Below are 20,589 nucleotides of genomic sequence, written 5' to 3'. Positions count from 1 at the left end.
GCGCGCGGTTCTTTGGTCATAATGAAGAGAAAGAAACGAGGATTGATGGACTGAAAGCAGTTCGCCGTTTGAAATCAGTCCGTCGGCAAATCCTGACCGTGCGTCTCGGGGAGAGCGAGTACGGCGAGGATGACAAGCGCATAGGCAACCACCGCAAAGATGGCGATTGCCTTGCCAAGCGGCATGACCGCGGTCGCCAAACCTACCAGCGTTGGATTCATCGCCGCGACTCCACGACCGAAATTATAGGTGAAGCCCTGGCCGGCCGCACGTGTCCGTGTGGCGAAATTCTCGCTCAGAAAGGCACCCATGCCCGCGAAAATGCCCGAGGCGAAGAAGCCGAGTGGAAAACCCAGGAAGAGCATCAAACTGTTGCTGATCGGCAGATATGTATAGGTGATGACCGTCAATATCGCGCCTACGGCAAAAACAATAAACTTTCTCCGGCGGCCGATAACATCGGAAAGATAGGCACCCACGACATAGCCGAAGAAGGACCCCAGAATAATGACGACGAGGTAACCACCGCTACCGATCACACTCAATTGCTTTTCCGATTTAAGAAAGCTCGGCAGCCATGTCGCGATGGCATAATAGCCACCCTGGGCGCCGGTCGTCATCAGCGACAGAAGCATGGTGCGGCCGATCAGAGGCCGCGAGAAAATCTCCGCGACCTTTGCGACCCCTCCGCTCGCCGCAATCTGAGTGCGAGATGCAACATAGACCTCCGGTTCATGAACGAACCGTCGCACGATGATCGCCACGATCGCTGGGGCAATGCCAGCCCAGAAAAGCATGCGCCAGGCTTCATCCTGCGACAACAGGCTGAAGAAGACAGTGGACAGCAGCACGGCGACACCCCAGCCAACCGACCAGGCACTCTGCACCATCCCGACGGCTTTGCCACGGTGGCGCGTGGCAATGACTTCTGCCATCAAAACGGCGCCTGCCGACCATTCGCCGCCAAAACCCAGGCCCATTAAAGCCCGACAAACCAGCAGTTGCTCAAAATTTTGCGCAAAGCCGCTCAGAAAAGTAAAAAAAGCAAACCAGACAACGGTAACTTGAAGCGTGCGCACACGACCGAAACGATCCGCCAGAATGCCGGCGAACCATCCCCCAAATGCGGACGCCAGAAGCGTGACGGTCGCGATGACGCCGACATCCGTGTTCGTGAGCGATAAACTAGCGACGATTGCCGGTATGGCGAGGCTGTAGATCTGGACGTCGAAGGCGTCGAGTGCATACCCCAGGAAGCAGGCCCAGAACGTTCGCTTACCAGAAGGCGTGAGTTCGCCATACCAGCTTAGCCTCTGGGTGGACGTTGCGACTGCTGAATTGTGTGCCATTTTGTTCCCCTTGTTGAGATCATTCTGTTTTTATGTTCCGCTTCTTTGACTCTGCCGTCGGTCGGCATTTTTATCCATTAGAATGCGGTGAGTTCCGAGTTCGACTTGTCCGTCACGAGCATGCATCCTGGCGCGTGCGTGATCGCGAAGTTGGGACGCGCCGTTTGGATGACCGATTGTGGCGTGACGCCGCATGCCCAAAAGACCGGAAGTTCATCCGGCATCACCTTCACCGGATCGCCATAGTCCGGCTGTTCAATGTCGCCGATGCCAATGGCGGACGGCAACCCGATGTGTATGGGGGCGCCATGGACGGCTGGCATGCGCGATGTGATCTGGACAGCTCGAATGGCATCGGCCGGCTTGAGTGGACGCATGGAAACGATCATCGGTCCAGAGAATGGCCCAACGGGTGTGCACATGATGTTGGTCCGGTACATCGCTACGTTGCGCTGTTCATTGACATGACGAAGGGCGATTCCTTCAGCCACTAGCGCTTCTTCGAAAGAGAAAGAACAGCCAATCGCAAATGTGACAAGGTCATCGTTCCACCATGCACTGATGTCATTCGGCTCAGCAACGAGTTTCCCGTCCTCCCAGATGCGATACTGCGGCGCGTCCGTTCGGATGTCGAGGTCGATGCCGAGATCTGGAAGATGCGGAGACCCTTTATCGGAAACGCCAACTAGCGGACATGATTTCTGGTTACGCACGCAGAAGCGCAGGAAGTCATCCGCGAGCGCGCTCGGCAGAATGACGAGGTTGGCCTGGACATAGCCAGGCGCCATGCCACTTGTTTCCTTGGACCAACTCCCGCTCCGACAGGCAGAGCGCACCGCTTGCGGAGTCAAAAGAACATTGAATGCAAAATGAGGTCGCGCTGTCATCGAAATCCCCTTGATTGGCATGCAAGAGGATTGTTTAAATTTCTGATGATTTCAAATTGTCATTTTTGATCACGTTTGATAAATTTTATTTATAGGTTGGGTCAGTTATGGTCGACTTCAAAGCACTTGAAACGGTAGTTTGGATTGCGCGCCTTCAAAGTTTCAGAGCCGCCGCTGACAAACTGAACACGACCCAGCCGGCCATTTCTGTTCGAGTGGCGCAATTGGAGGAAGAGCTTGGGACACAACTCTTTGATCGCTCGAGCAGAGCCCTTTGCATGACACCTCCGGGCAGGGAAGTCCTCGATTATGCGGAGCGCCTTCTTCGCCTACGAGCGGAGATGCTGAATGCCGTCGCCGATCGCTCGAGCCTACATGGCATTTTCAAGCTTGGCGTGGCCGAAACCATAGTTCACACGTGGCTCCCCGCCTTTCTTGAACAGGTCAGCATGACATACCCGAAGCTTGCGCTGGAAATAGAGGTGGATATTTCGACAAACCTGCGCGAGAGACTGTTGCAGCAAAAGATTGACCTAGCCTTTTTGGTGGGCCCGCTGAGTGCGCCGTCTGTCATTCAGCAGCCTTTGTGTCGCTTTCCGCTTTGCTTTGTAGCCAGCCCACGCATCAGCGCCGATTTGGGCGGTGGATCTCTTTCGGATCTGGCTCGATGGCCGATACTAACCTTCGCACGGAACACGCAACCCTACGTGCAGGTCGTTGAGCTGTTTTCCAATCCAAATCTTCCGACACCGCGAATTTACGCGAGTTCATCGCTTTCCACGCTGGTGCGCATGGCGCTCGATAGTATTGGCATTGCAGTTATTCCATCCGAGATTGTTCATGAGGAGCTTGCCTCCGGTTCACTCATAGAACTAGATATCTCTGCTAACCTCCCCGATCTCCATTTTGTCGCCGGATGGCTCGGTACACCGGACCGAGTAACGCTCGAGGAGGTTGTCGCGATGGCAATGAGAGTCGTTGCAGATCGATGACGGCGGTTTCAATTGGTATCATTAGCAGACTGATCCAAGATATGGATCGTCACGTAGATCTTGATTTTGGACCCGCCGGCTATTTGGATGTCCGATCCGACATGGGTAAAGACCATCGATGCGGCGCAGGCGGATGAGATGCTTGATAAAGTCTGCCTGGCCTTCCGTGCGGTCCCGTTAGGCTTGCCTGACGCGACGCTATTCCAGCAATCTGGCGGTACGCAGGGCGTCGCCGAGTATTGAGGCGAGCTCTGGGGAACAGTTAACCCCAGCAAACTGCCGACCGTAGCGAAAGAACGGTTGGAGCTCAAGCACGCGCGCCGCCGCCGCCCTTGCTTCGTCCAGCCGACCAAGTTTGGCCAGCGCGGCAGCCAGCTGCACATAAGTGATGCTGTGTGCGGGATTGGCTTGGACGGACTTGTAGGCGCGACAGCTATCCTCATAGCGACCGCGCAGCAGATGACTCATTGCCTGCGCGTCAAACGCCGCCCACACCCAGGAATCAAACAGGCTTAGCCGCACGCCTCGTTCACTCCATTCTATTGCCCGCTCGGCCTCGCCACTCCAGCCGAGAACGACGCTGCCGAGAATATAGGTCAGTGCCGACGACGGGCTGATTGCCAGCGCTGCCTCCAACGCCGCGAAAGCAGCGGCGGGATCGTGCGCATCCATACGATCGAAAACCCTGCCCATGTTAGAGCCAGTGCATCGTCTTGGCCATTGGCGATAGCCAATCGGGCATGGTGAATTGAGGCGATGCGATTGACCTCCTGCAGGCCAGCGCGGAGAAACAAACAATGATGACACATCGCGGCATTGCCGTGCGCCAATGCGTACGCAGGCTCGAGCGCAATAGCCCGCTCAAGAAGCGTCAGCGCTCTTGTCACCTGCTCCAGCATCCCTGAATCAACGTCAGGCTGGGCCTGGAGCATGAGATCGTAGGCATCAAGGCTTTCGGGCCGTTTCCGCCTGACACGTTCAATCTCTGCTTTTCGCACGCTCGGCGCGATTGCACCCACTACGGAGAGCGCAATCTCGTCCTGAAGCGCAAAAATATCCGCGGAATTGCGGTCATAGCGTTCGGCCCATACATGGGCTCCAGTCGACGTATCGATCATCTGGCCGATCACTCGCACGCTGCCGCCAGATCTGCGCACGCTGCCTTCCAGCACATAGCGCACCCCAAGCTCCCGGCCGACCTGTCTTACGTCCGCAATTCGCCCCTTATAGGCGAAGCTAGAATTTCGCGCGATGACGAACAGCCACTTAATGCGTGCAAGGCCGGTGATAATGTAGTCGACCATCCCATCGGCGAAATATTCCTGCTCCGGATCGCCGCTCAGGTTCGAAAATGGCAGAACAGCAACCGAGTGCTTCTCGGGAAGTGCCAGTACTGGCGCGGCGCGGTAGGCGATTGGCGCATCCCGAACATTTGCGACAACTGCCGGCCCGACATATCGATAGCCATTCCGCGGTATCGTCTCGACCCACCTCTTGGCATCCTCTTTCGCCAGCACTCTGCGCAAGGCTGCGATTTGGACCGTTAAGTTGTTGTCAGCGACCGCCAATTCGCCCCAACCGGCTTCGACCAGCGCGTCTTTCGACACCGGTGTTCCGGCGTTATCGAGCAGCCGCCGCATCAGCGCGACGGCGTGACGCCCAAGCATAGTTGGCTCGTCCCCTCGATACAAAATGCCTGCCGCCGGGTCGAGGCGGAACGGGCCAAACTGGTAGATGTCGCTCCCAATCATCATTCAGCACTTTTAGCAGATTTTTAGGAACGGATTCACGACTTTCCGGCACCGGGCGCCGACCTTGTGCCGATATTCGCAGCAGCAAACACATTGTCAATGGAGGCCAAAATGAGCGCCGAAGCCATCATCCGCATGCCCGATGAGAAGAACGGAGTGATACTGCGCGGTCATCCGATGCACTTTCTCGTCACCGGCGAAAATACTAAGCACACGAGCATGTTCGATTGGACGATTCCCCCGGGGTTCGCCACTGGGTACTATGTTCATCGGCTGCAAGAAAAAACCTTCTACTTGCTCGAGGGCGAATGTGAGTGGCACGTCGGCGACAGGAGCGTCCGTGCGGCGCCCGGAACTTATTTGTTCATCCCTCCGGGCGTGCCGCACAACATTACCAATGTCAGTGAGAAACCAGCCCGGGTGTTGATGACAGTCTCACCGCCCGGCCATGAGCATTACTTCGAGGAGCTCGCGAAGCTTGCCGCACACGGCGCCCCCGATCCAGAAGTCCTCGCCGATCTGCGAAGCCGCTACGACACCGATCAGCTCTCAACCTTAACCACACGCACTTGAGCTTAGGTTTTAGTCGCGATGAGTTAGGGGGACGTGAAGCCCCCCGATAACCAGGTTAGCGCCGCGAGCACATCAGCGGTAGATTGCAGTTGAAGGGATCAGAACTGACCACCCTACATTTCCAAAAAACTTCGCATCGCAAACCTGCCCATTCAGTTCAAGCACCAAGCTCGGGACCTAGTCTCCAGCAAGTTTGTGCACGGCCTTGATCAGTTCGGGCCCCAAATCCGCAGCAAACGGATAGCAGCGCGTGCGACTAAACTTTCGGCATGAACTAGTGCCGGACGTCGTGATGCCGATGGCTTCCAACCCTCCGGGTCCTTCGCGAAGCAATGGACTGCCCGATGATCCCTTGTCAGCAGAACAATCAGTGCGAAGACCACTAGCAATGATACCGTCCGTATTTTCGACCGATCGGACACGGCAATCGCCCAGAACACGCTCGTTCCAATCATCGGGCAAGAAGTCGCCCTGCCGAATGGAGGCTGTCGTGATCTTATCGCCCACTGAGACAGGTCTCGAAGGCAAAAGATACGGTTCGAATTCGGTTACAGGTTCGGACAGGCGCATCACCACCCAATCGAATGGATCGTCCCAGGATTCGGGGCTCTCGTCAGGATGAACGAAAGATTGGACATCGACTTTGTGCCAAGCCGATCCCTTGCCGTCGCTCACCTCGAACGCACATCGAGCCGAAAGCAAACGGGCTGGTGGCACCACAGACGGCGTCTGTCTCGGCCGCGTCCATCACCATGTCGAAAGACCTCAAGAAGCGCGGTTGATCCTCCGTCGGCCCCACCACCGTCTACGCGTTCATGCAGGCTATAGGCCTGGTCAATGATCACGCCGAAGGCTGCGTCGTCCGGGACAAGGTGATCGTAGCCAGGGCCGTCTTCCGGCGACCGGCTGCGACCAACCCGAGTTAATTAGGCCTCACCCGTATATTCGCCTCTCGCCGGGTAGTCGTTTTTGATCACGAAATCCAATGCCTGCACCATCTCGGCGAAATTCGGCCGCGCGAACGGCATGGATTGCAACGAGAGCCAGTAAACGGTCTGATCCGGCCTGATCAAGAACACGCCTGGTTCCGAGAAGAGCGCAGGCTCCTCGATGGCGATCGAAGTCTTTCCGCGCGAGGCGGAAATATAGAGTCCCCATTGCCGAGCCAGGCCCAAGGACAGGCCATAACCGATGCGCAGGTGTTCGGCACCCACCTTGTCAGCCATTTGTCGGGCGCGTTCCTCCCCGTCGGAGCTTATGGCAATTGTGCTCACCCCACGCTCTTCGAAGGCGGGCGTCAGCCGCTCCAACTCTTTGAGATAGTTTCCGCAGACGGGGCAGTGAAGGCCACGGTAGAAGCACACGAGCGTCATGACCGACGGATTTTCGCGTGTTAGATCGAACTTTCCGTGCCGAAGCGTCTTGACGGTCAAGTTGGGGGCCAGTGCTCTCGGGACCAACATCGATCAACTCCTTTAGATAAATCGTCCGACGCAGTGTTGACGTCATGACCTGACCATCCCATGATTATGATCATCATTGGTCCGAAAATCATGATCGAAAATCCGAATATCCTCCCAAAAGTCGATCGCTTAACTGCCTTCTTTGACGCCTTCGAACTAGAGGCGTCGCTCGCCCCCACACCGATGAGCAATGGCCGTGCCCGGCTGTTCGTGGTCGGTGAACCAGGCGGCTCAGCCGAAAAGATTATCCTTCAGCCACGGGGAGACACGCCTCCCGATGGGTTGGCCTTGATAACCGCGGCGGTCGATTTCGAGGGAGTGCATAACCCGCTGATGAACGCGTTGCCGGACCAGGTGGTCGTCGACGTCAACAACATTCCAACCCTTCGCGACACCACGGCCGCCTTCATGGCAGAAGCGTTGGAATCCCGCTGCGGACGCAGTGCCGCCCTTAACCGGCTTTGCGAAGTCATCGTTCTGCTTATCCTAAGGTCGGCGATCGACCGTGGCGCGACCGAACCCGGCCTGCTGGCGGGCCTGTCTCATCCCTCGTTACACCGGGCGTTGGTGGCAATGCACGATGCGCCGACGCGAGCCTGGAACAGTGACGATCTTGCCGCGACGGCGGCGATGTCACGAAGCCATTTTATGGCGGTGTTTCGCAACGTCGTCGGTACTACGCCGCAGGCTTATTTGACCGGATGGCGCTTGGTGCTGGCTCGGCGAAAGCTCGCGAAAGGGGCGAAGGTGAAGACGGTAGCACGTCAGGTCGGGTTCGGCAGTACGGCTGCGTTCTCTCGCGCTTTCTTCCGGAAATTTGGGAACTGGCCGTCAGCCCGACCGTAGGCTAGGCTGTAGTGACGAATTAAGGAATTGGGGTTCCGTTTTGGGAGCAAATCAGATTCAACGCTGACTTTTGGAGGTCGGCGATGGATGGTGAAATTCTTCGAGATGATCAGTGGGAGCGTCTGAAGCCGTTCGTTCCCGGCGGGCGCAAAGGTCGACGCGGCCCCCGCAGCGACGGGCGCCGGTTCTTCGATGCGATCTTGTGGCTGGCCCGATCCGGTGCACGTTGGCGTGACTTGCCTGAAGATCGTTTCGGCCCCTATCAGACGGTCAAACGACGTTACTATCGCTGGATCGAACAGGGCGTATTCGACCGGATTTTCGAAGCGGTGACAGCCGCTCCGGACATGGAGTGGCTGTCGATCGATGCCACGGTGATCCGGGCGCAGGCACAAGCGGCTGGCGGGCGCCGTAAAAGGGGGGAACGAAAGCCCAGGCTCTCGGTCGTTCCCGTGGCGGATTTGGTAGCAAAATCCATGCAGTAGTGGATGCACTCGGGCTACCGGTTCGTTTCCACCTTGGCCCAGGCCAGCAGAACGATATGGCGCCGGCCTGTGATCTCGTGCGGGGATTGCCTGCCAACCAGGTGCTCGCTGACCGCGCCTACGATGCCGACAGCCTGCACGACATCATCCTTGACCAAGGCGGCGAGCCGGTCATCCCGCCGCGTCGTCATCGCAAGTATCAGCATGGCTATGATCGCATTGCTTATAAACAGCGATGGGGCATCGAGAGCTTCTTTGCCAAGCTCAAACAGTGGCGTCGCATCGCAACGCGATACGACAAACTCGCCGCCAACTTCCTCGGCTTCATCAAGATCGCAAGCATCATGATCTGGCTTAAATAGTTAAATCGTCACCACAGCCTAGTACTACAGTTGCGTTTGATTTGAAATCATGATTCATTTCCCGCATTTGACGGGAGGGAATCGAATGTCGGTAGCGGGTTGGTCCGGGTCCATGCTGGCGTGGCAGCGTGAGCTCGATGCCTTGAAGGTGCGGTTGGGTCCGGTGTTTGGTCGCCGCGAATTGCGCGTATCGTGTGGTGCCTTTCTGGATGGGTTATTGTCGGGAGCAGAGCGCAAGACCGGCTGGTTGATGGCTGAACAGGCAGGACTGGATCGCCCTTATCGGATGCAGTCGCTGCTGGGGCGCAGCCATTGGGATGCTGACGCATTGCGCGATGCGGTGCGCGCTTATGCAATGGAGTCTCTAGGTGACGCGGACGGCGTTCTTGTGGTCGATGAGACCGGCTTCCTGAAGAAAGGCGTTCATTCGGTGGGTGTCGCGCGACAATATTCCGGCACGGCCGGCCGGATTGAGAACTGTCAGGTCGGTGTTTTCCTTGCCTATGCAAGCCGCTACGGTCAGACCCTGATCGATCGGCAGCTTTATCTGCCGAAGGGGTGGGCTGAAGATGAAGCGCGCCGTACTTCGGCTCACGTCCCCCAGTCCCAGACCTTCGCGACCAAACCGACCATCGCTGCCAAGCTCATAGCCGATGCGCTGGATGCCGGCGTGCCTTGTGCCTGGGTATTGGCCGATGCGCTCTATGGTTCGGATTCGAAGCTACGCCGGATGCTGGAAAGCCGTGGCCAGCCTTATGTTCTAGCAGTTCGCTCCAACCATTGCCTGCGCTTCGTGCGCGAGCAATGCTTCGAGCAAACTGATCCGGAGACGATGGCCGCGGAATTAGAGGCGGAGGCCTGGTCAAGTCATCCAGCAGGCGAAGGCGCCAAAGGCCTTCGGCTTTATGATTGGGCCCGTATTCCTCTCAGCTCTCGTCCTGATGCACAATGGGAGCGCTGGCTTCTGATCCGCCGCAGCCGACGCGAACCCGATGCGCGCGCCTATTATTTTGTCTTTGCGCCTGCCGGTACGGAACTGAGCGAGTTGGCTGGCGCTGCCGGGCTGCGTTGGACGGTAGAAGAATGCTTCCAGCGTGCGAAGGACGACCTCGGCCTGGATCATTGCGAGGCGCGATCCTGGCATGCCTGGAACCGGCACATGACGCTCGTCATGGCGGCCGCTGCATTCCTCGCCAAGCTCGGCGCCGACCTACGCCGTACCGCTGCTGGCAAACCGAACGAAACGAGTCCAAACCCGCCAATCGCCGCCTGACCAACACCCTGGCGCTCCTGCCTAGCGTCGCAGAGATCCGCTATATGATCAAACGGCTCTTACTGCCGCCCCCAATCAGAGTTCGCCTGATCTTGGCATGGTCGCTCTGGCGACGCATGCATCAAGCGTCCGCAACCCTCGCTCACTACAGAGCCAGGAATCAAACGCAACTGTAGTACTAGAGCGTTTCTGATTTTATTTGAATCGCGGATTCCCTTTTGTTGTCGAATGTGATTCAAGATGCTGGCTGAGAGGAGGTCAGCATCGATGGTCGCACCTCTTTCGAATGATCTGCGTGAACGTGTTGTGGGCGCTGCTGCGGCGGGAGAGAGCTGCCGCTCAGTGGCGGCGCGGTTTGGTGTCTCAGTCTCATCTGTCGTGAAGTGGTCGCAGCGCTATCGCCGCAGCGGCTCCATCGCGCCCGGTCAGATGGGCGGGCATCGCAAACGTCTTTTAGAACCGCATCGCGCTTTCATTGCCGAGCGGATTGCGCAGAGCCCGCAGATCAGCCTGCACGGCCTCAAGGACGAACTAGCGGCAAGAGGCGTCATCGTCTCGCATGACGCCATCTGGCAGTTCATGCGCCGCGAGGGGCTGCGCTTCAAAAAACGTATGGCTCGCCCGTCTGCAAGTGGTCTGAAAGAGCCTGATCAATCTGCACCAACGTATCCGGTCTCAAGGCATGCCTTGGCCAAGATGGAGCTCCGCACGCCTTGATCCTCATAAACGCTCCGGCGAGGTCCGCCATCTTTTTGATCGGGTTTTCAAGGCGTCGTCTAACTGTCAGGCCATCTTCCTCATTCCACCCGCAGATACTCGCGAGGCAGCAACGCCTCGACTACGACACGGCGGCTGTGTGTTCGAACATCACACGTTTCTGCAACACTGCCCAAATGATGCGCGCCATCTTTGCCGCCAATGCGACGATAACGATGTTTGGATGAGCGCGCGCGATCAGTCCTCGTAGCCACGCTCCAGTTGCGGTCTGGGTTCGTGCAAGATGCGGCATGGCGGCCCTGGCCCCATGGATCAGCATGCGACGCAGGTACCCGTTCCCACGTTTGGTGATGCCCAAAAGCTTGGGTCTGCCTCCTGTCGTCATCTGCCGCGGTACCAGCCCGAGCCAGGCCGCAAGATCTCGGCCACGAGCGAAGGCTTGCGCCTGGTCGATCGCAGCCACAAAAGCAGTTGCGTTCAACGATCCTATGCCGGGGATCGATTCCAGTCTCTGACATGAGGCATCATTGCGAGAAAAGGCAGTGAACTCATCATCAAATGATGAGATGCTCTCGGAGAGACCGCGAAGATCCCGCCACATCTCTTCGAGCAAACGGCGAATTCGATCACTCAACAGATCGCCGCTGCTTTCGATCACCTGCGGTAGGATGCTCTCAAGCTTCTTGCGCCCCTGCGGAACGGTGATGCCGCGCTCCAGGAGAATTGCACGCAGTTGATTGATGAGGGCGGTTCGCTCGCCAACCAAACGATCTCTGGCGCGATGAAGGCTCTGCAGGTCGAGTTGCTCCTCGGTCTTGAGTTCGACGAGCCGCATGGTTGGTCGGGTCGCCGCTTCAGCAATTGCCTCAGCGTCACGGTCGTCATTCTTCTGCGCCTTCACATAGGGGCGCACGTATTCTGGCGACATGAGACGAACAATATGCCCTTGCTTTCGCAGCACGCGGCCGAGATGATGAGCGCCGCAGCACGCTTCCATAGCGACGATGCACCGAGGAAACTTTGCAGCCAGTTTTGCAATGCTGTCGCGGTGAAGTCGCCGGCGCAGAAGGACCTGACCGGCCGCATCGATCCCTGCCACGCTGCAGCTATTCTTACCGAGGTCGATTCCCAATAATGCGATCTGCATGACCCTGTCCCTTTCTCGATTGATCCCGCGCCATTGTGCAGGAGGCTGAGTGGGCGAGCCATTCCATAAACGATGTTTGCCCTTGAGCAGGCGCGCGCTGACATCGTCCGTCGACGCAAGCGCTGGCAGTCATGGCAGACGCGACTTGATCCTCAAAGGCTCGTGTTCATCGACGAAACCTGGATTAAGACCAACATGGCGCCGCTCTACGGCTGGGGTGTTAAGGGCTCGCGGACGGTTTCCCATAGGTATGCACCAAGAGCTTCGGCCGCGGAGGCTGACGCCTTTGCGCGGCAGGCGTCGGCATCTTCGGTTTTGAAGGAGGCGGTGAAGAAGGCTATCTGGTAGATAAGAGAGCGTGCGTCGCCATACGGGATGAAGCGCAGATTATGCAGGACGATTTCCACCCTCGCCGATCTTTCGGCTTCGAAGCGCTCCGGCGAGAACAGACTACCGAGGCCAACGGTCACGGATGGTCCCTACCCTATTTGCGGCCGATCTCCGGGCCGGAATATCCATGGATGTCGGTGTCATGCAACTCCTCGACAGCCCACGGATCGGAGATGTTCTGGTTCATGACGGCGGCGAACCAGCGAAAGTCCTCGAACAGGATCTCGTGCGCTGGTCGGATCCATGAAACGAGCGCGCCGCCGGCCGCGAGAGATTCTGGTTGCTTGTGTTCCGGCTTGTGGCGTTCGCCTTTCAGCAGGGCGATGAGGTCGCTGTGATCCTTTGGGAGGACCACCCTCGCCTCAAGGGCTTGGAGCCTATTGTCGATGTTGTAGGAGGTGGCGATGCCGGCGATGGCCAGGGTGCCCAGCCACATCGCGTAGTCGGGAATTGCGTAGACCTCTTCAGCCACCAAGCTGCCCCCCGTGCCGCCCCCATGGCGACGTAGATTCCCGTCCGCTTTAACATCCCTGCCCCCGTGTTCACCCTCCACTGTCGTAAAGGTTGTCGCAGGGACTGTCCATACGACCTGTCAGCCGAACATCCGCTTGAAGAAGCCGCGCTGCCCCTACTGCGCTTGTTGTCGCCATGCATCGCGGTCAGCCTCGGCCGCGTCGGCTCGCCTGCCTTCTGCTTCAGCCCGCTTGCTCTCGGCGTCTGCCCGGAGGCCTTCGGTGTCCGCACGACGCCTCTCTGCCTCGACGAGATCCTTCAGGCCGTCGATCTGGGTCTCCAGCGCCTTCATAAGCAGTTCCGGAGCCAGCCTGTCCTCAGGACCGTCCGAGATATCGTCGCTACGACCGTCCAGGGACATCTGCAGAAACTCGACGGGCACCTGGATTCTGACGGTGCCATCGTTGCCGGTCACGCGCTGCCAGCGTTTCCGCTGGACCTGCTTCCGGGCGGATTCGATCTTCACGCCAAGCCGGTCAGCCAGCTCCTTGTATGTGAGGCTTTCATAGTCCATGGACGGTCTCCGGTACGGTCGTATGGACAGAATATAGCCCGAGCGTGGTTAACGAGCGTTTACCATGCTGGAACAGCCGGCCACTTCTCCACGGTCCGGAGACATGTCCTAAGACCGTCCTGCCCCCTATTCCCTGGACGGAAGCTCGATCTGCTCCCGGATTTTCTTCGCACCATCGGCGAGCACTCTGGCGAACCGTTCGAACTCCTCTTCAGAAAACATGCGGGTCCCTGCGTCGATGCCCTCTTGCCATGCAGGACCACGCTCCCATGCTTCCTTGAAAGCGATCGCCAGGTCTGCGGATCGCCGCGTCTGTTCGAGGGCTTCGAACAGTAGCGCAGCTTGTCGGATGTCCTTCTCGCGCTTAGCCGGCCCCTGCCCGTCGTTATGACGGCGGCTGGCGACTATCAGCTTGTGGATCGCGTACCGGGACGGATCAGGGACAGTCACGGGGACGCCGCTCTTGTGAAGGAGGATTGTCCGAACGGGATCCCTGATCAGGAAGTCGAGGAATCGGAGCGGATCCGCGCTGGCGCCGCCCAGCGCCGGCATCTTGGACGGCTGGTCGATGTAATCGTCGGAGCCGCGGTTCGAAGTCAGGAATTCGACCCGGTAGCCGCTGTCCGTCACGAACGCGGACGACGCCGCGCCACCCGATCGATGGGGCACCGGGCGGAACGTCGGATCGACTTCCCGCAGCAGCACGACGATCGGAGGCAGGCTGTCTTGGACCTCATGGCTGATGGCGTAATCCTGAGCGACATCTGCATCACCCGTGATGATGGCCGCCATAGGGAGGCGGACGCCGAGAAGGCCGCTATAGGTCTGGAAAGCGAGCCTGCCGATGAGGACACCGCGGAGCCGAAAGAGGCCGGCGTCCGCCAGAGCCTCGACGACGTCACCCGACATGGCGTCGGGCGCGATCAGGCCGCCCTCGCGGGTGAGCGAAGACACCATGCGCCTGCGGGCGCGAAGGTCATCCTTCTCCCGCTTGTGGTCGGCGACCCGCTGCGCGATGTCCGGATCGTCGGCGGGACCGACGTAGCGACGTGTCGTCCCCCCATGGCCATCCGGGATATCGAAATACCAGTATTTGCGACCCTTGATGTTTGCGGGCGTGAACCGACCCTCTGGAGGAAAGTCGGCCGTCCATGCGGCGTCGAGCGAGCGCTGGCCCAGCTCGGCAAGCATGGTCTGGTACATGAGGTCAATGGTCTTCAAGGATCTTGACCTCGTGCTCGGGTTCCTGCCAGTGTTCGATCTTCTCGCAGGCGAGGCAGAGCGCGCGATCAGGCGCGTAGGCTGTCCGACCATCCTTGCGGACATGCATGCCGATCTTCAGCACGATCTCAGCAGGCTTCTGCTGGCATCTCTGGCAGATTCCGAGGCCGTCATCCATGGCGCTACTCCGTCGTTAAACTGTTTTACAAAAACAGTATAACCAGCGATTGGGGGTAGAGCAACGCGACAGCACAGAAGACCAACTATCTTCTGGCTGGCAAGGTATACTGGAAGCAGGCGATTGCCGCTAAGGTTGAGACCGACAGTTCCGCAGATGGCCGCACGAAAACGGTCAAGTATGACTATGACGGCGACGGCACCTATGAGGTCGCCATACAGTCACAGCATCAGGCGGATGGCTCGACAGTTGCAACTGTGACCGAGACCAATGCCAGCGGCGCCGTTGTCGCCAAGGGCACGATCACGACCAGCACCGAAAAAATTGGCGACGCAAGCGCTATCGATCGACGGCAACCAAGATCCCCAGTGGGGAAGGTTAGTCATATTTTAGTAGGTTATGTTATAACATTTGTAGCGTAATAGAAATTATGCAACTAACCTATTGAAATTATTAATAATTTAAATGGTAACGGCCCGATTGCTACCGCGGGGAATATGTCTTGACGCGTGCGGCGATCTCTTCGTCGAAGACAAAGCAATCGAGGAACTCCTGCCATTTTCCGGCTGACCGACGCGCCTCAGTCAGCATCTGCCTAAGTTGGTCAATGCCATCGTCTGTCAGAGCGGGTGTGCTCTCGTCATCTCCGTCACGACGCTGATGATATTCCCATAGGTCAGGTTGTCATCATTGCTGATGATCTCCCTGAGGAGGTCGACGTCCTCATCGAGGATTTCGGCGATATAGTCGATGGTGAAGACGAAGCTGACCGTTGCCATCAAGCGGCCTCGGCGCAGATGATTGCCGCTGTCGGCTTCCAGTTCCATGGAAGCAGCTCCGCGAGGCGATTGATCTTGTGATCCTGAATGCGGTCGAGCACGTCAGCCAGATAGGCCTGCGGATCAAGGCCATTCATCTTGGCCGTCTCGATGATCGTCATGGCCCGTGCCAGGGTCTCTGCTCCTGTATCGGCCCCTGCGAAGAGCCAGTTGCGTCTTCCAACGCCTATCGGACGCAACGCCCGCTCGGCGGCATTGTTATCGATTGCGACACGGCCGTCTTCCAGGAACAGGCAGAATGAAGACCACCTGCTCAAGCCGTACCGGAAAGCGCCCGCCAGATCGCTCTTGCCGGGGATACGGGTCAGTTGCGCTTCGGCCCAGACGCGGAATGCTTCGACCTTTGCCTTGCTGTGCTTCTGGCGCGCGGCAAGACGGATATCGGCAGACTTGCCTGCAACCTCGCGCTCGATGTCGTAAGCGCGCCGATACGGTCGAGAGCTTCGCGGGCTATCTCGGATTTGTTCGAGGTCCAGATATCGTGGAAGTCGCGCCGCCAATGCGCCCAGCATGAAGTCTCCCGGAAGCGGCGTTTCCCGTCCGGTCCGGCCTCATATAACTTCGCATAGCCTTTGTAGCCGTCGGCCTGAAGGATGCCGCTCGCTTGGTCTAGGTGACGGTGAACGTGCTCTTCCTTCCAGTCGGGAGCAAAATAATAGACCGCACCGGGCGGAGCTATGCCCGCCCATGGACGTTGGTCCCGGACATAGGTCCAGAGCCGGCCCTTCTTTACCCCTTTCCCCAGCCCCTTGTCGCGCAAAGAACGATCCAGAACCCGGATCGGCGTGTCGTCGGCGTGGAGAAGGTCGCTGCTCATGATCGCCGCCTCGACCAACTCGATCAGCGGCAGGAGCACCCGCATGGCGCGGCCACACCAATCGACCAGCGTGCTGTCGGGGATATCAACGCCCATGCGGGCGAAGATTTCGTTCAGGCGATAGAGCGGCAGGTGGTCGTCAAACTTCGAGACCAGGATGTAGGCGAGCAGTCCAGCGCCCGCCATGCTGCCCGGTATCGGACGGCTGGGCAAGGGCAACTGCACCATCTTCTCGCAGCAGCGGCAGGACTTCTTCAGCCGGGCGATCTCGATGACCTTCATCTGTGCGGCGATCACGTCGAGGATTTCGCTGACGTCTTCACCGACACGCCGCAGTTCGCCACCGCAATCGGGGCAGTGCGTCCCAGGATCGAGTTCCCTGCGCTCGCGAGCGGCCTTGTCCGACACGCGCGGACGGCGGCGCATGGTCTTTTCGGGCGTGCTTGCCACTGGCTCGGTAGGCTCAGCTTCTTCGACCTCGTCGAGCGGCTCGATGCTGCTTTCCGAGGCGGCAATCATCAGGTCCTCCAGCGCCAGTTCCAACTGCTGGATTTCCCGTTCGATCTTTTCCGACGATTTGCCGAAGCCATGTTTCTTCAGCCTGGCGATGCGCAGCCGCAAGGACTGGATCAACTGATCATGCGCCTGCAAGGTCGCAGACATCTTCGCGTTCTTCGCCTCAAGCGAGGCGATCATCGCCTTCAGGAAGGCCGATCATCGGGAAGATTTTGGCTCGCGTTTGACATGAACCTGACTACCACAGGTCAGGGTCAATATCCATAAAAACACGCAGATTCAGTGAGATAAAGTCAACCGACACGGGCCGGAGGAACGCCCCAGTCGGGCCGTCGCCAATCAATCCCTTCCCACAGCATTGCCAGTTGAGCAGACGTCAACCGGGCTGCTCCATCTGCTGCCAAGGGCCATGGAAACCGCCCTTTCTGCAAGATTTTGTACCTCACAAGGGAATGCAGCCGCGGCCGGCGCAGATCAGCAGTTAGTGCGGGTCACGCATCCGTTTCATCCTTTATTCGCACAGCAGTTGCCGTGCGTCGGCAAGCGCTACAATCGGCATGGTGAACGGCTCTTGCTGCAGACGGAAGATGCTTCCGTTTGGTCGCTTCCCCCCCAATGGACTGATCTTGTCAGTGCGGATCCGGAGGTGGTCATGGGCAATGGACGGGCGCTTGTGCGGTTCGCCGATTTGATGGAACTCGCGGATCTGGTCGATCGCCTTTCCAGCAAATCGGCGGCGTGACCACGGGGCGATCTATAAAGGCAATTATGCCGCGCGTGTAAAGCGAATTACGCCGCACGAGGAACTTGCATGATCAATAATGCGCGCTTTAATGGCAATATTGCAGACATCAAGCCTGAATGCAGTCTTGACGCAGCCACACATAGCGGCGTAATTTTACTTACGTTAATGCCGATTCGCGCGGTCGGAGCCAGCGATGTCTGCCAAGCACGACAGCAAGCGATCCAAGACAGACGTCCTTATCGAAGAGGGCACCTTCAATCCAACCCCGGACAAGGTGCGCGATCCGAAGTTCCAAGGCAGCGAGTTCTTCGATCCGCTCGACGTTGTGCAGGTCAAATACGAGATGCTGCGTCGCGTCTCGATCGACAAGGTGTCGGTGACGGAGGCCTCCGACGAATATGGGGTCTCCAGGCCGACCTACTATCAGGCCGAGGCGAACTTCGACCTGGCCGGGATTGCCGGACTGGTGCCGGCAAAGACGGGGCCGCGCGGCCCCCACAAGATCGATGCAGTCCTGGCATTCCTGCAAGCACGGCTGGTCCCAGGCGAACCCGTTCGTGCCCGGGAACTGGCGAAGCTGGTACGCCGCGAGCTCGCTATCGAGCTTCATCCAGAACGATCGAGCGGGTACTAAAAAAAACCGGCAGATAAACATTGCCGTGACGTCAGCATGCTCGATCTTGCCGTCGACCATTGCGGCTCAGTACGAGGTGCTGCGTGGCGCAGCTCTCGGCGAAGTGCTGCCGTTCAAGGCCCGCGGTGGCCTCATGCTTTTTCGGCGCCGGGGCATGTGGGGATGGGTCCAGGCGCTGACCGCAATCGCAAGCTCCCCCCACGCGAAGATTGATCCGCCGACAGCCGTCAGCTCAGCGCACGGCGGACACAGCGCCGTCGTTCATGTCCTTGCAACAATCGCCACGAGCATTCACCTGCGGAGATTACTATGAATGCACATCTCAAAGTTCAGTCTCATCACCTTGAACGTAGCGCCTATCTGTACATCCGCCAGTCTTCAATGCGCCAGGTCGTCGAGAACGCCGAGAGTACCCGGCGGCAGTATGCGCTTCGGGGGCGCGCTGTCGCTCTCGTTGGCACGACGAGCAGATTGTCGTCATCGACAATGATCAGGGCGAATCCGGCGCATCGGCGGCATGGCGCGAGGGGTTTCAGCGGCTGGTCAGCGACGTCGGCATAGGGCATGCCGGGATCGTCATGGGCCTGGAGGTCTCCCGTCTGGCCCGCAACAATGCCGATTGGCAGCGGCTGCTCGAGATTTGCGCTCTTGCCGACACTCTGATCCTCGACGAAGATGGCGTCTACGATCCGGCAAGCTTCAACGATCGCCTCTTGTTGGGCCTGAAGGGAACAATGAGTGAGGCCGAACTGCATGTGATCAAGGCAAGATTGCGCGGCGGCATCCTCAACAAGGTGAGGCGCGGCGAGTTCCGTTGTCCCCTGCCGACCGGGCTGGTCTATGACCCGTCCGGCAATGTGATGCTTGATCCGGACCTGCAAGTCAGAGAGACGATCGTTCATTTCTTTGAGACGTTCTCTCGCGTCGGATCCGCCTCCCAGACCGTCAAGGTCTTTCGCAAGGAAGGCCTTCTGTTCCCATCGCGCCTGCACAACAGTCAGACGGTGTTTCGGCCGCTGACCGCATCGACGGCGATGCGTGTCCTGAACAATCCGCGCTACGCCGGCGCCTATAGTTATGGCCGGCGACAATTTCGACGCACCGTCGATGGTGACCTGCCACGGGTAATTTCCTCCAGATTGCATTAGAGTCCGGCCCATCAAAGGACGGACGAATGAAGAAGCAGAGATTTACTGAAGAGCAGATTATTGCGGTGCTGAAGGAGCAGGAGGCTGGCGCGAAGGTGGCCGACCTCTGCCGCAAGCATGGGATTTCGGACGCGACATTTTACAATTGGAAAGCCAAATACGGCGGCATGGAGATTTCCGAGGCGAAGCGCCTGAAGGCTCTCGAAGAAGAGAACGCCAAGCTGAAGAAGTTGCTCGCCGAGCAGATGCTGGATGCTGCTGCACTCCGCGAGCTTCTTGCAAAAAATGGTAGGGCCCGCCGCCAAGCGTGAAGCCGTCGCGCATCTGAAGGCCGTCATGGGCCTCTCGGAGCGGCGGGCCTGCCAGATCATATCGGCTGACCGGAAGATGGTGCGGTATCGGTCACGCCGTCCGTCAGAGGCCGAACTGCGGACAAGACTGCGCGACCTCGCCAACGAGCGGCGGCGTTTCGGCTACCGGCGACTGTTTGTCCTGCTCAGGCGGGAGGGAGAGCCGTCCGGTGTCAACCGCGTCTACCGGCTATACCGAGAGGAAGGCCTGTCGGTTCGCAAGAGGAAGGCCAGGCGGCGTGCCGTCGGAACGCGTGCGCCGATACTCGTCGAAGCCAAGGCCAATGCCCGTTGGTCGCTGGATTTCGTGCACGATCAGTTCGCCTGCGGAAGAAGATTTCGTGTGCTCAACATTGTTGATGACGTGACGCGCGAATGCCTGGCGGCGATCCCGGACACCTCGATCTCCGGCCGTCGTGTTGCTCGCGAATTGACGGCGCTCCTCGAGCGGCGAGGCAAACCCGGCATGATTGTCTCCGACCACGGCACGGAATTCACGTCGAACGCGATCCTCGCTTGGTCAAAGGAGCACAAGGTCGAGTGGCACCACATCGCACCGGGAAAGCCCATGCAGACGGCTATATTGAATCCTTCAACGGACGGATGCGCGACGAGCTGCTGAACGAAAGCCTGTTCTTCGGTCTCGATCATGCCCGCAACGCCATCGCCGAATGGGCGCACGATTATAATCATTCCCGGCCGCACTCATCGCTCGGATATCAGACCCCGGCCAGCTATGCCGGAACCATTGCCGCAACCGGCTTCAACGCTGCGCAAGATGAAGGCTACGCGTTTCCGCCGGTTGCTCCCACCGCGCCAAGTGGCGTATCGAAAACCGCCGGGGCTCTAATCGCCGTTGGATGAAAGTTCAGTGGCATG

Annotated in this window: 19 protein-coding genes and 8 pseudogenes; 12 read left to right on the top strand and 15 right to left on the bottom strand. The window is 58.6% G+C overall.

The window, feature by feature from the left end; all coding sequences use genetic code 11:
- Positions 1-74: 74 nt before the first annotated feature.
- Positions 75-1,349, bottom strand: coding sequence for an MFS transporter (locus QA646_RS19930; RefSeq protein ID WP_283059978.1), 1,275 nt, complete (start codon positions 1,347-1,349; stop codon positions 75-77).
- Between the two features lie 77 nt (positions 1,350-1,426).
- Entirely contained in the window at positions 1,427-2,236 is an 810-nt protein-coding gene (locus QA646_RS19925; RefSeq protein ID WP_283059977.1) for a putative hydro-lyase, read from the bottom strand.
- A gap of 107 nt (positions 2,237-2,343) precedes the next feature.
- On the opposite strand from QA646_RS19925, the gene QA646_RS19920 reads away from it, so the two are divergent.
- A complete protein-coding gene (locus QA646_RS19920; RefSeq protein WP_283059976.1) occupies positions 2,344-3,228 on the top strand; it encodes a LysR family transcriptional regulator in 885 nt (294 codons plus the stop codon).
- A gap of 198 nt (positions 3,229-3,426) precedes the next feature.
- Here the strand turns inward: QA646_RS19920 and QA646_RS19915 are convergent, their stop codons facing one another.
- The gene (locus QA646_RS19915; protein WP_283059975.1) at positions 3,427-3,900 is read right to left on the bottom strand and encodes a hypothetical protein; all 474 of its coding nucleotides are present in this window, start codon (positions 3,898-3,900) and stop codon (positions 3,427-3,429) included.
- Positions 3,825-4,982, bottom strand: coding sequence for a winged helix-turn-helix domain-containing protein (locus tag QA646_RS19910; protein WP_283059974.1), 1,158 nt, complete (start codon positions 4,980-4,982; stop codon positions 3,825-3,827). The genes QA646_RS19915 and QA646_RS19910 overlap by 76 nt, the downstream gene beginning before the upstream one ends.
- Before the next feature lie 108 nt (positions 4,983-5,090).
- On the opposite strand from QA646_RS19910, the gene QA646_RS19905 reads away from it, so the two are divergent.
- Positions 5,091-5,552 carry a cupin domain-containing protein gene (locus QA646_RS19905; RefSeq protein WP_283059973.1) on the top strand — a complete coding sequence of 154 codons (462 nt, stop codon included), beginning with the start codon at positions 5,091-5,093 and terminating at the stop codon, positions 5,550-5,552.
- A gap of 177 nt (positions 5,553-5,729) precedes the next feature.
- Here the strand turns inward: QA646_RS19905 and QA646_RS19900 are convergent, their stop codons facing one another.
- Entirely contained in the window at positions 5,730-6,227 is a 498-nt protein-coding gene (locus QA646_RS19900) for a trypsin-like serine protease (RefSeq protein WP_283059972.1), read from the bottom strand.
- A gap of 41 nt (positions 6,228-6,268) precedes the next feature.
- Here QA646_RS19900 and QA646_RS19895 point away from each other — a divergent pair.
- Positions 6,269-6,478: pseudogene (locus tag QA646_RS19895) on the top strand (DNA-3-methyladenine glycosylase I); the annotation flags it as partial.
- Here the strand turns inward: QA646_RS19895 and QA646_RS19890 are convergent.
- Complete coding sequence (locus QA646_RS19890; RefSeq protein WP_283059971.1) at positions 6,479-7,015, bottom strand: peroxiredoxin-like family protein; 537 nt, start codon at positions 7,013-7,015, stop codon at positions 6,479-6,481. It abuts the pseudogene before it with no gap.
- A 60-nt stretch (positions 7,016-7,075) separates the two neighbouring features.
- Here QA646_RS19890 and QA646_RS19885 point away from each other — a divergent pair, with 60 nt between their 5' ends.
- From QA646_RS19885 to QA646_RS19870, 4 genes and pseudogenes are all read left to right on the top strand, one after another.
- On the top strand, positions 7,076-7,861 hold the full coding sequence (locus tag QA646_RS19885; protein ID WP_283059970.1) for an AraC family transcriptional regulator: 786 nt from the start codon (positions 7,076-7,078) through the stop codon (positions 7,859-7,861).
- Between the two features lie 83 nt (positions 7,862-7,944).
- Positions 7,945-8,708, top strand: a protein-coding gene (locus QA646_RS19880) for an IS5 family transposase (RefSeq protein ID WP_283055990.1) whose coding sequence is annotated in 2 segments (ribosomal slippage) — positions 7,945-8,275 and positions 8,275-8,708 — 765 coding nt in all. Because the reading frame shifts where the segments join, the coding sequence is not laid out codon by codon here.
- Between the two features lie 85 nt (positions 8,709-8,793).
- Positions 8,794-9,981, top strand: a complete 1,188-nt coding sequence (locus tag QA646_RS19875) for an IS701 family transposase (protein ID WP_283059969.1) — start codon at positions 8,794-8,796, stop codon at positions 9,979-9,981.
- Between the two features lie 267 nt (positions 9,982-10,248).
- Positions 10,249-10,596, top strand: a pseudogene (locus QA646_RS19870) (helix-turn-helix domain-containing protein); the annotation flags it as partial.
- A gap of 223 nt (positions 10,597-10,819) precedes the next feature.
- Here the strand turns inward: QA646_RS19870 and QA646_RS19865 are convergent.
- Entirely contained in the window at positions 10,820-11,845 is a 1,026-nt protein-coding gene (locus tag QA646_RS19865) for an IS110 family transposase (RefSeq protein WP_283059968.1), read from the bottom strand.
- A 69-nt stretch (positions 11,846-11,914) separates the two neighbouring features.
- On the opposite strand from QA646_RS19865, the pseudogene QA646_RS19860 reads away from it, so the two are divergent.
- Positions 11,915-12,079 (top strand): annotated as a pseudogene (locus QA646_RS19860) (IS630 family transposase); the annotation flags it as partial.
- On the opposite strand, the gene QA646_RS19855 reads toward QA646_RS19860, so the two are convergent.
- From QA646_RS19855 to tnpB, 8 genes and pseudogenes are all read right to left on the bottom strand, one after another.
- Complete coding sequence (locus QA646_RS19855) at positions 12,052-12,315, bottom strand: hypothetical protein (protein ID WP_283059967.1); 264 nt, start codon at positions 12,313-12,315, stop codon at positions 12,052-12,054. The pseudogene QA646_RS19860 and the gene QA646_RS19855 sit on opposite strands and share 28 nt — an antisense overlap.
- A gap of 14 nt (positions 12,316-12,329) precedes the next feature.
- The gene (locus QA646_RS19850; protein ID WP_283059965.1) at positions 12,330-12,707 is read right to left on the bottom strand and encodes a hypothetical protein; all 378 of its coding nucleotides are present in this window, start codon (positions 12,705-12,707) and stop codon (positions 12,330-12,332) included.
- Positions 12,708-12,863: 156 nt separating this feature from the next.
- Positions 12,864-13,262, bottom strand: coding sequence for a hypothetical protein (locus QA646_RS19845; protein ID WP_283059964.1), 399 nt, complete (start codon positions 13,260-13,262; stop codon positions 12,864-12,866).
- Positions 13,263-13,388: 126 nt separating this feature from the next.
- A complete protein-coding gene (locus tag QA646_RS19840; RefSeq protein ID WP_283059963.1) occupies positions 13,389-14,483 on the bottom strand; it encodes a GSU2403 family nucleotidyltransferase fold protein in 1,095 nt (364 codons plus the stop codon).
- Positions 14,470-14,661: a hypothetical protein gene (locus QA646_RS19835; RefSeq protein WP_283059962.1), complete on the bottom strand. Its 192-nt coding sequence runs from the start codon at positions 14,659-14,661 to the stop codon at positions 14,470-14,472. Before QA646_RS19835 ends, QA646_RS19840 begins: the two co-directional genes overlap by 14 nt.
- Before the next feature lie 483 nt (positions 14,662-15,144).
- Positions 15,145-15,440 (bottom strand): annotated as a pseudogene (locus QA646_RS19830) (hypothetical protein).
- A pseudogene (locus tag QA646_RS19825) lies at positions 15,440-17,063 on the bottom strand (IS66 family transposase). The pseudogenes QA646_RS19830 and QA646_RS19825 overlap by 1 nt, the downstream one beginning before the upstream one ends.
- Positions 17,064-17,126: 63 nt before the next feature.
- A pseudogene (gene tnpB / locus QA646_RS19820) lies at positions 17,127-17,270 on the bottom strand (IS66 family insertion sequence element accessory protein TnpB); the annotation flags it as partial.
- Between tnpB and QA646_RS19815 the strand changes: the two are divergent.
- The 4 genes and pseudogenes from QA646_RS19815 (at position 17,243) to QA646_RS19800 (ending at position 20,574) form a co-directional block, all read left to right on the top strand.
- Positions 17,243-17,575, top strand: coding sequence for a DUF5372 family protein (locus QA646_RS19815; protein WP_283059961.1), 333 nt, complete (start codon positions 17,243-17,245; stop codon positions 17,573-17,575). The pseudogene tnpB and the gene QA646_RS19815 overlap by 28 nt on opposite strands.
- Positions 17,576-17,771: 196 nt before the next feature.
- On the top strand, positions 17,772-18,212 hold the full coding sequence (locus QA646_RS19810) for a helix-turn-helix domain-containing protein (RefSeq protein ID WP_283059960.1): 441 nt from the start codon (positions 17,772-17,774) through the stop codon (positions 18,210-18,212).
- Between the two features lie 309 nt (positions 18,213-18,521).
- A pseudogene (locus QA646_RS19805) lies at positions 18,522-19,303 on the top strand (recombinase family protein); the annotation flags it as partial.
- A gap of 83 nt (positions 19,304-19,386) precedes the next feature.
- A pseudogene (locus QA646_RS19800) lies at positions 19,387-20,574 on the top strand (IS3 family transposase).
- Positions 20,575-20,589: the final 15 nt, after the last annotated feature.

Source organism: Rhizobium sp. CB3090 (genome assembly GCF_029714285.1).
Lineage (GTDB): Bacteria > Pseudomonadota > Alphaproteobacteria > Rhizobiales > Rhizobiaceae > Rhizobium.
Note: the sequence above shows the minus strand (reverse complement) of the source record. Positions and strands in the feature narration are given on the sequence as shown.

Coding starts and splice junctions, on each gene's coding strand:
- QA646_RS19920 (WP_283059976.1), top strand. CDS start 2,344: ATGGTCGACTTCAAAGCACTTGAAACGGTAGTTTGGATTGCGCGCCTT.
- QA646_RS19815 (WP_283059961.1), top strand. CDS start 17,243: ATGGAAACCGCCCTTTCTGCAAGATTTTGTACCTCACAAGGGAATGCA.
- QA646_RS19910 (WP_283059974.1), bottom strand. CDS start 4,982: ATGATGATTGGGAGCGACATCTACCAGTTTGGCCCGTTCCGCCTCGAC.
- QA646_RS19885 (WP_283059970.1), top strand. CDS start 7,076: ATGATTATGATCATCATTGGTCCGAAAATCATGATCGAAAATCCGAAT.
- QA646_RS19905 (WP_283059973.1), top strand. CDS start 5,091: ATGAGCGCCGAAGCCATCATCCGCATGCCCGATGAGAAGAACGGAGTG.
- QA646_RS19915 (WP_283059975.1), bottom strand. CDS start 3,900: ATGGATGCGCACGATCCCGCCGCTGCTTTCGCGGCGTTGGAGGCAGCG.
- QA646_RS19925 (WP_283059977.1), bottom strand. CDS start 2,236: ATGACAGCGCGACCTCATTTTGCATTCAATGTTCTTTTGACTCCGCAA.
- QA646_RS19930 (WP_283059978.1), bottom strand. CDS start 1,349: ATGGCACACAATTCAGCAGTCGCAACGTCCACCCAGAGGCTAAGCTGG.
- QA646_RS19835 (WP_283059962.1), bottom strand. CDS start 14,661: ATGGATGACGGCCTCGGAATCTGCCAGAGATGCCAGCAGAAGCCTGCT.
- QA646_RS19845 (WP_283059964.1), bottom strand. CDS start 13,262: ATGGACTATGAAAGCCTCACATACAAGGAGCTGGCTGACCGGCTTGGC.
- QA646_RS19875 (WP_283059969.1), top strand. CDS start 8,794: ATGTCGGTAGCGGGTTGGTCCGGGTCCATGCTGGCGTGGCAGCGTGAG.
- QA646_RS19810 (WP_283059960.1), top strand. CDS start 17,772: ATGTCTGCCAAGCACGACAGCAAGCGATCCAAGACAGACGTCCTTATC.
- QA646_RS19890 (WP_283059971.1), bottom strand. CDS start 7,015: ATGTTGGTCCCGAGAGCACTGGCCCCCAACTTGACCGTCAAGACGCTT.
- QA646_RS19865 (WP_283059968.1), bottom strand. CDS start 11,845: ATGCAGATCGCATTATTGGGAATCGACCTCGGTAAGAATAGCTGCAGC.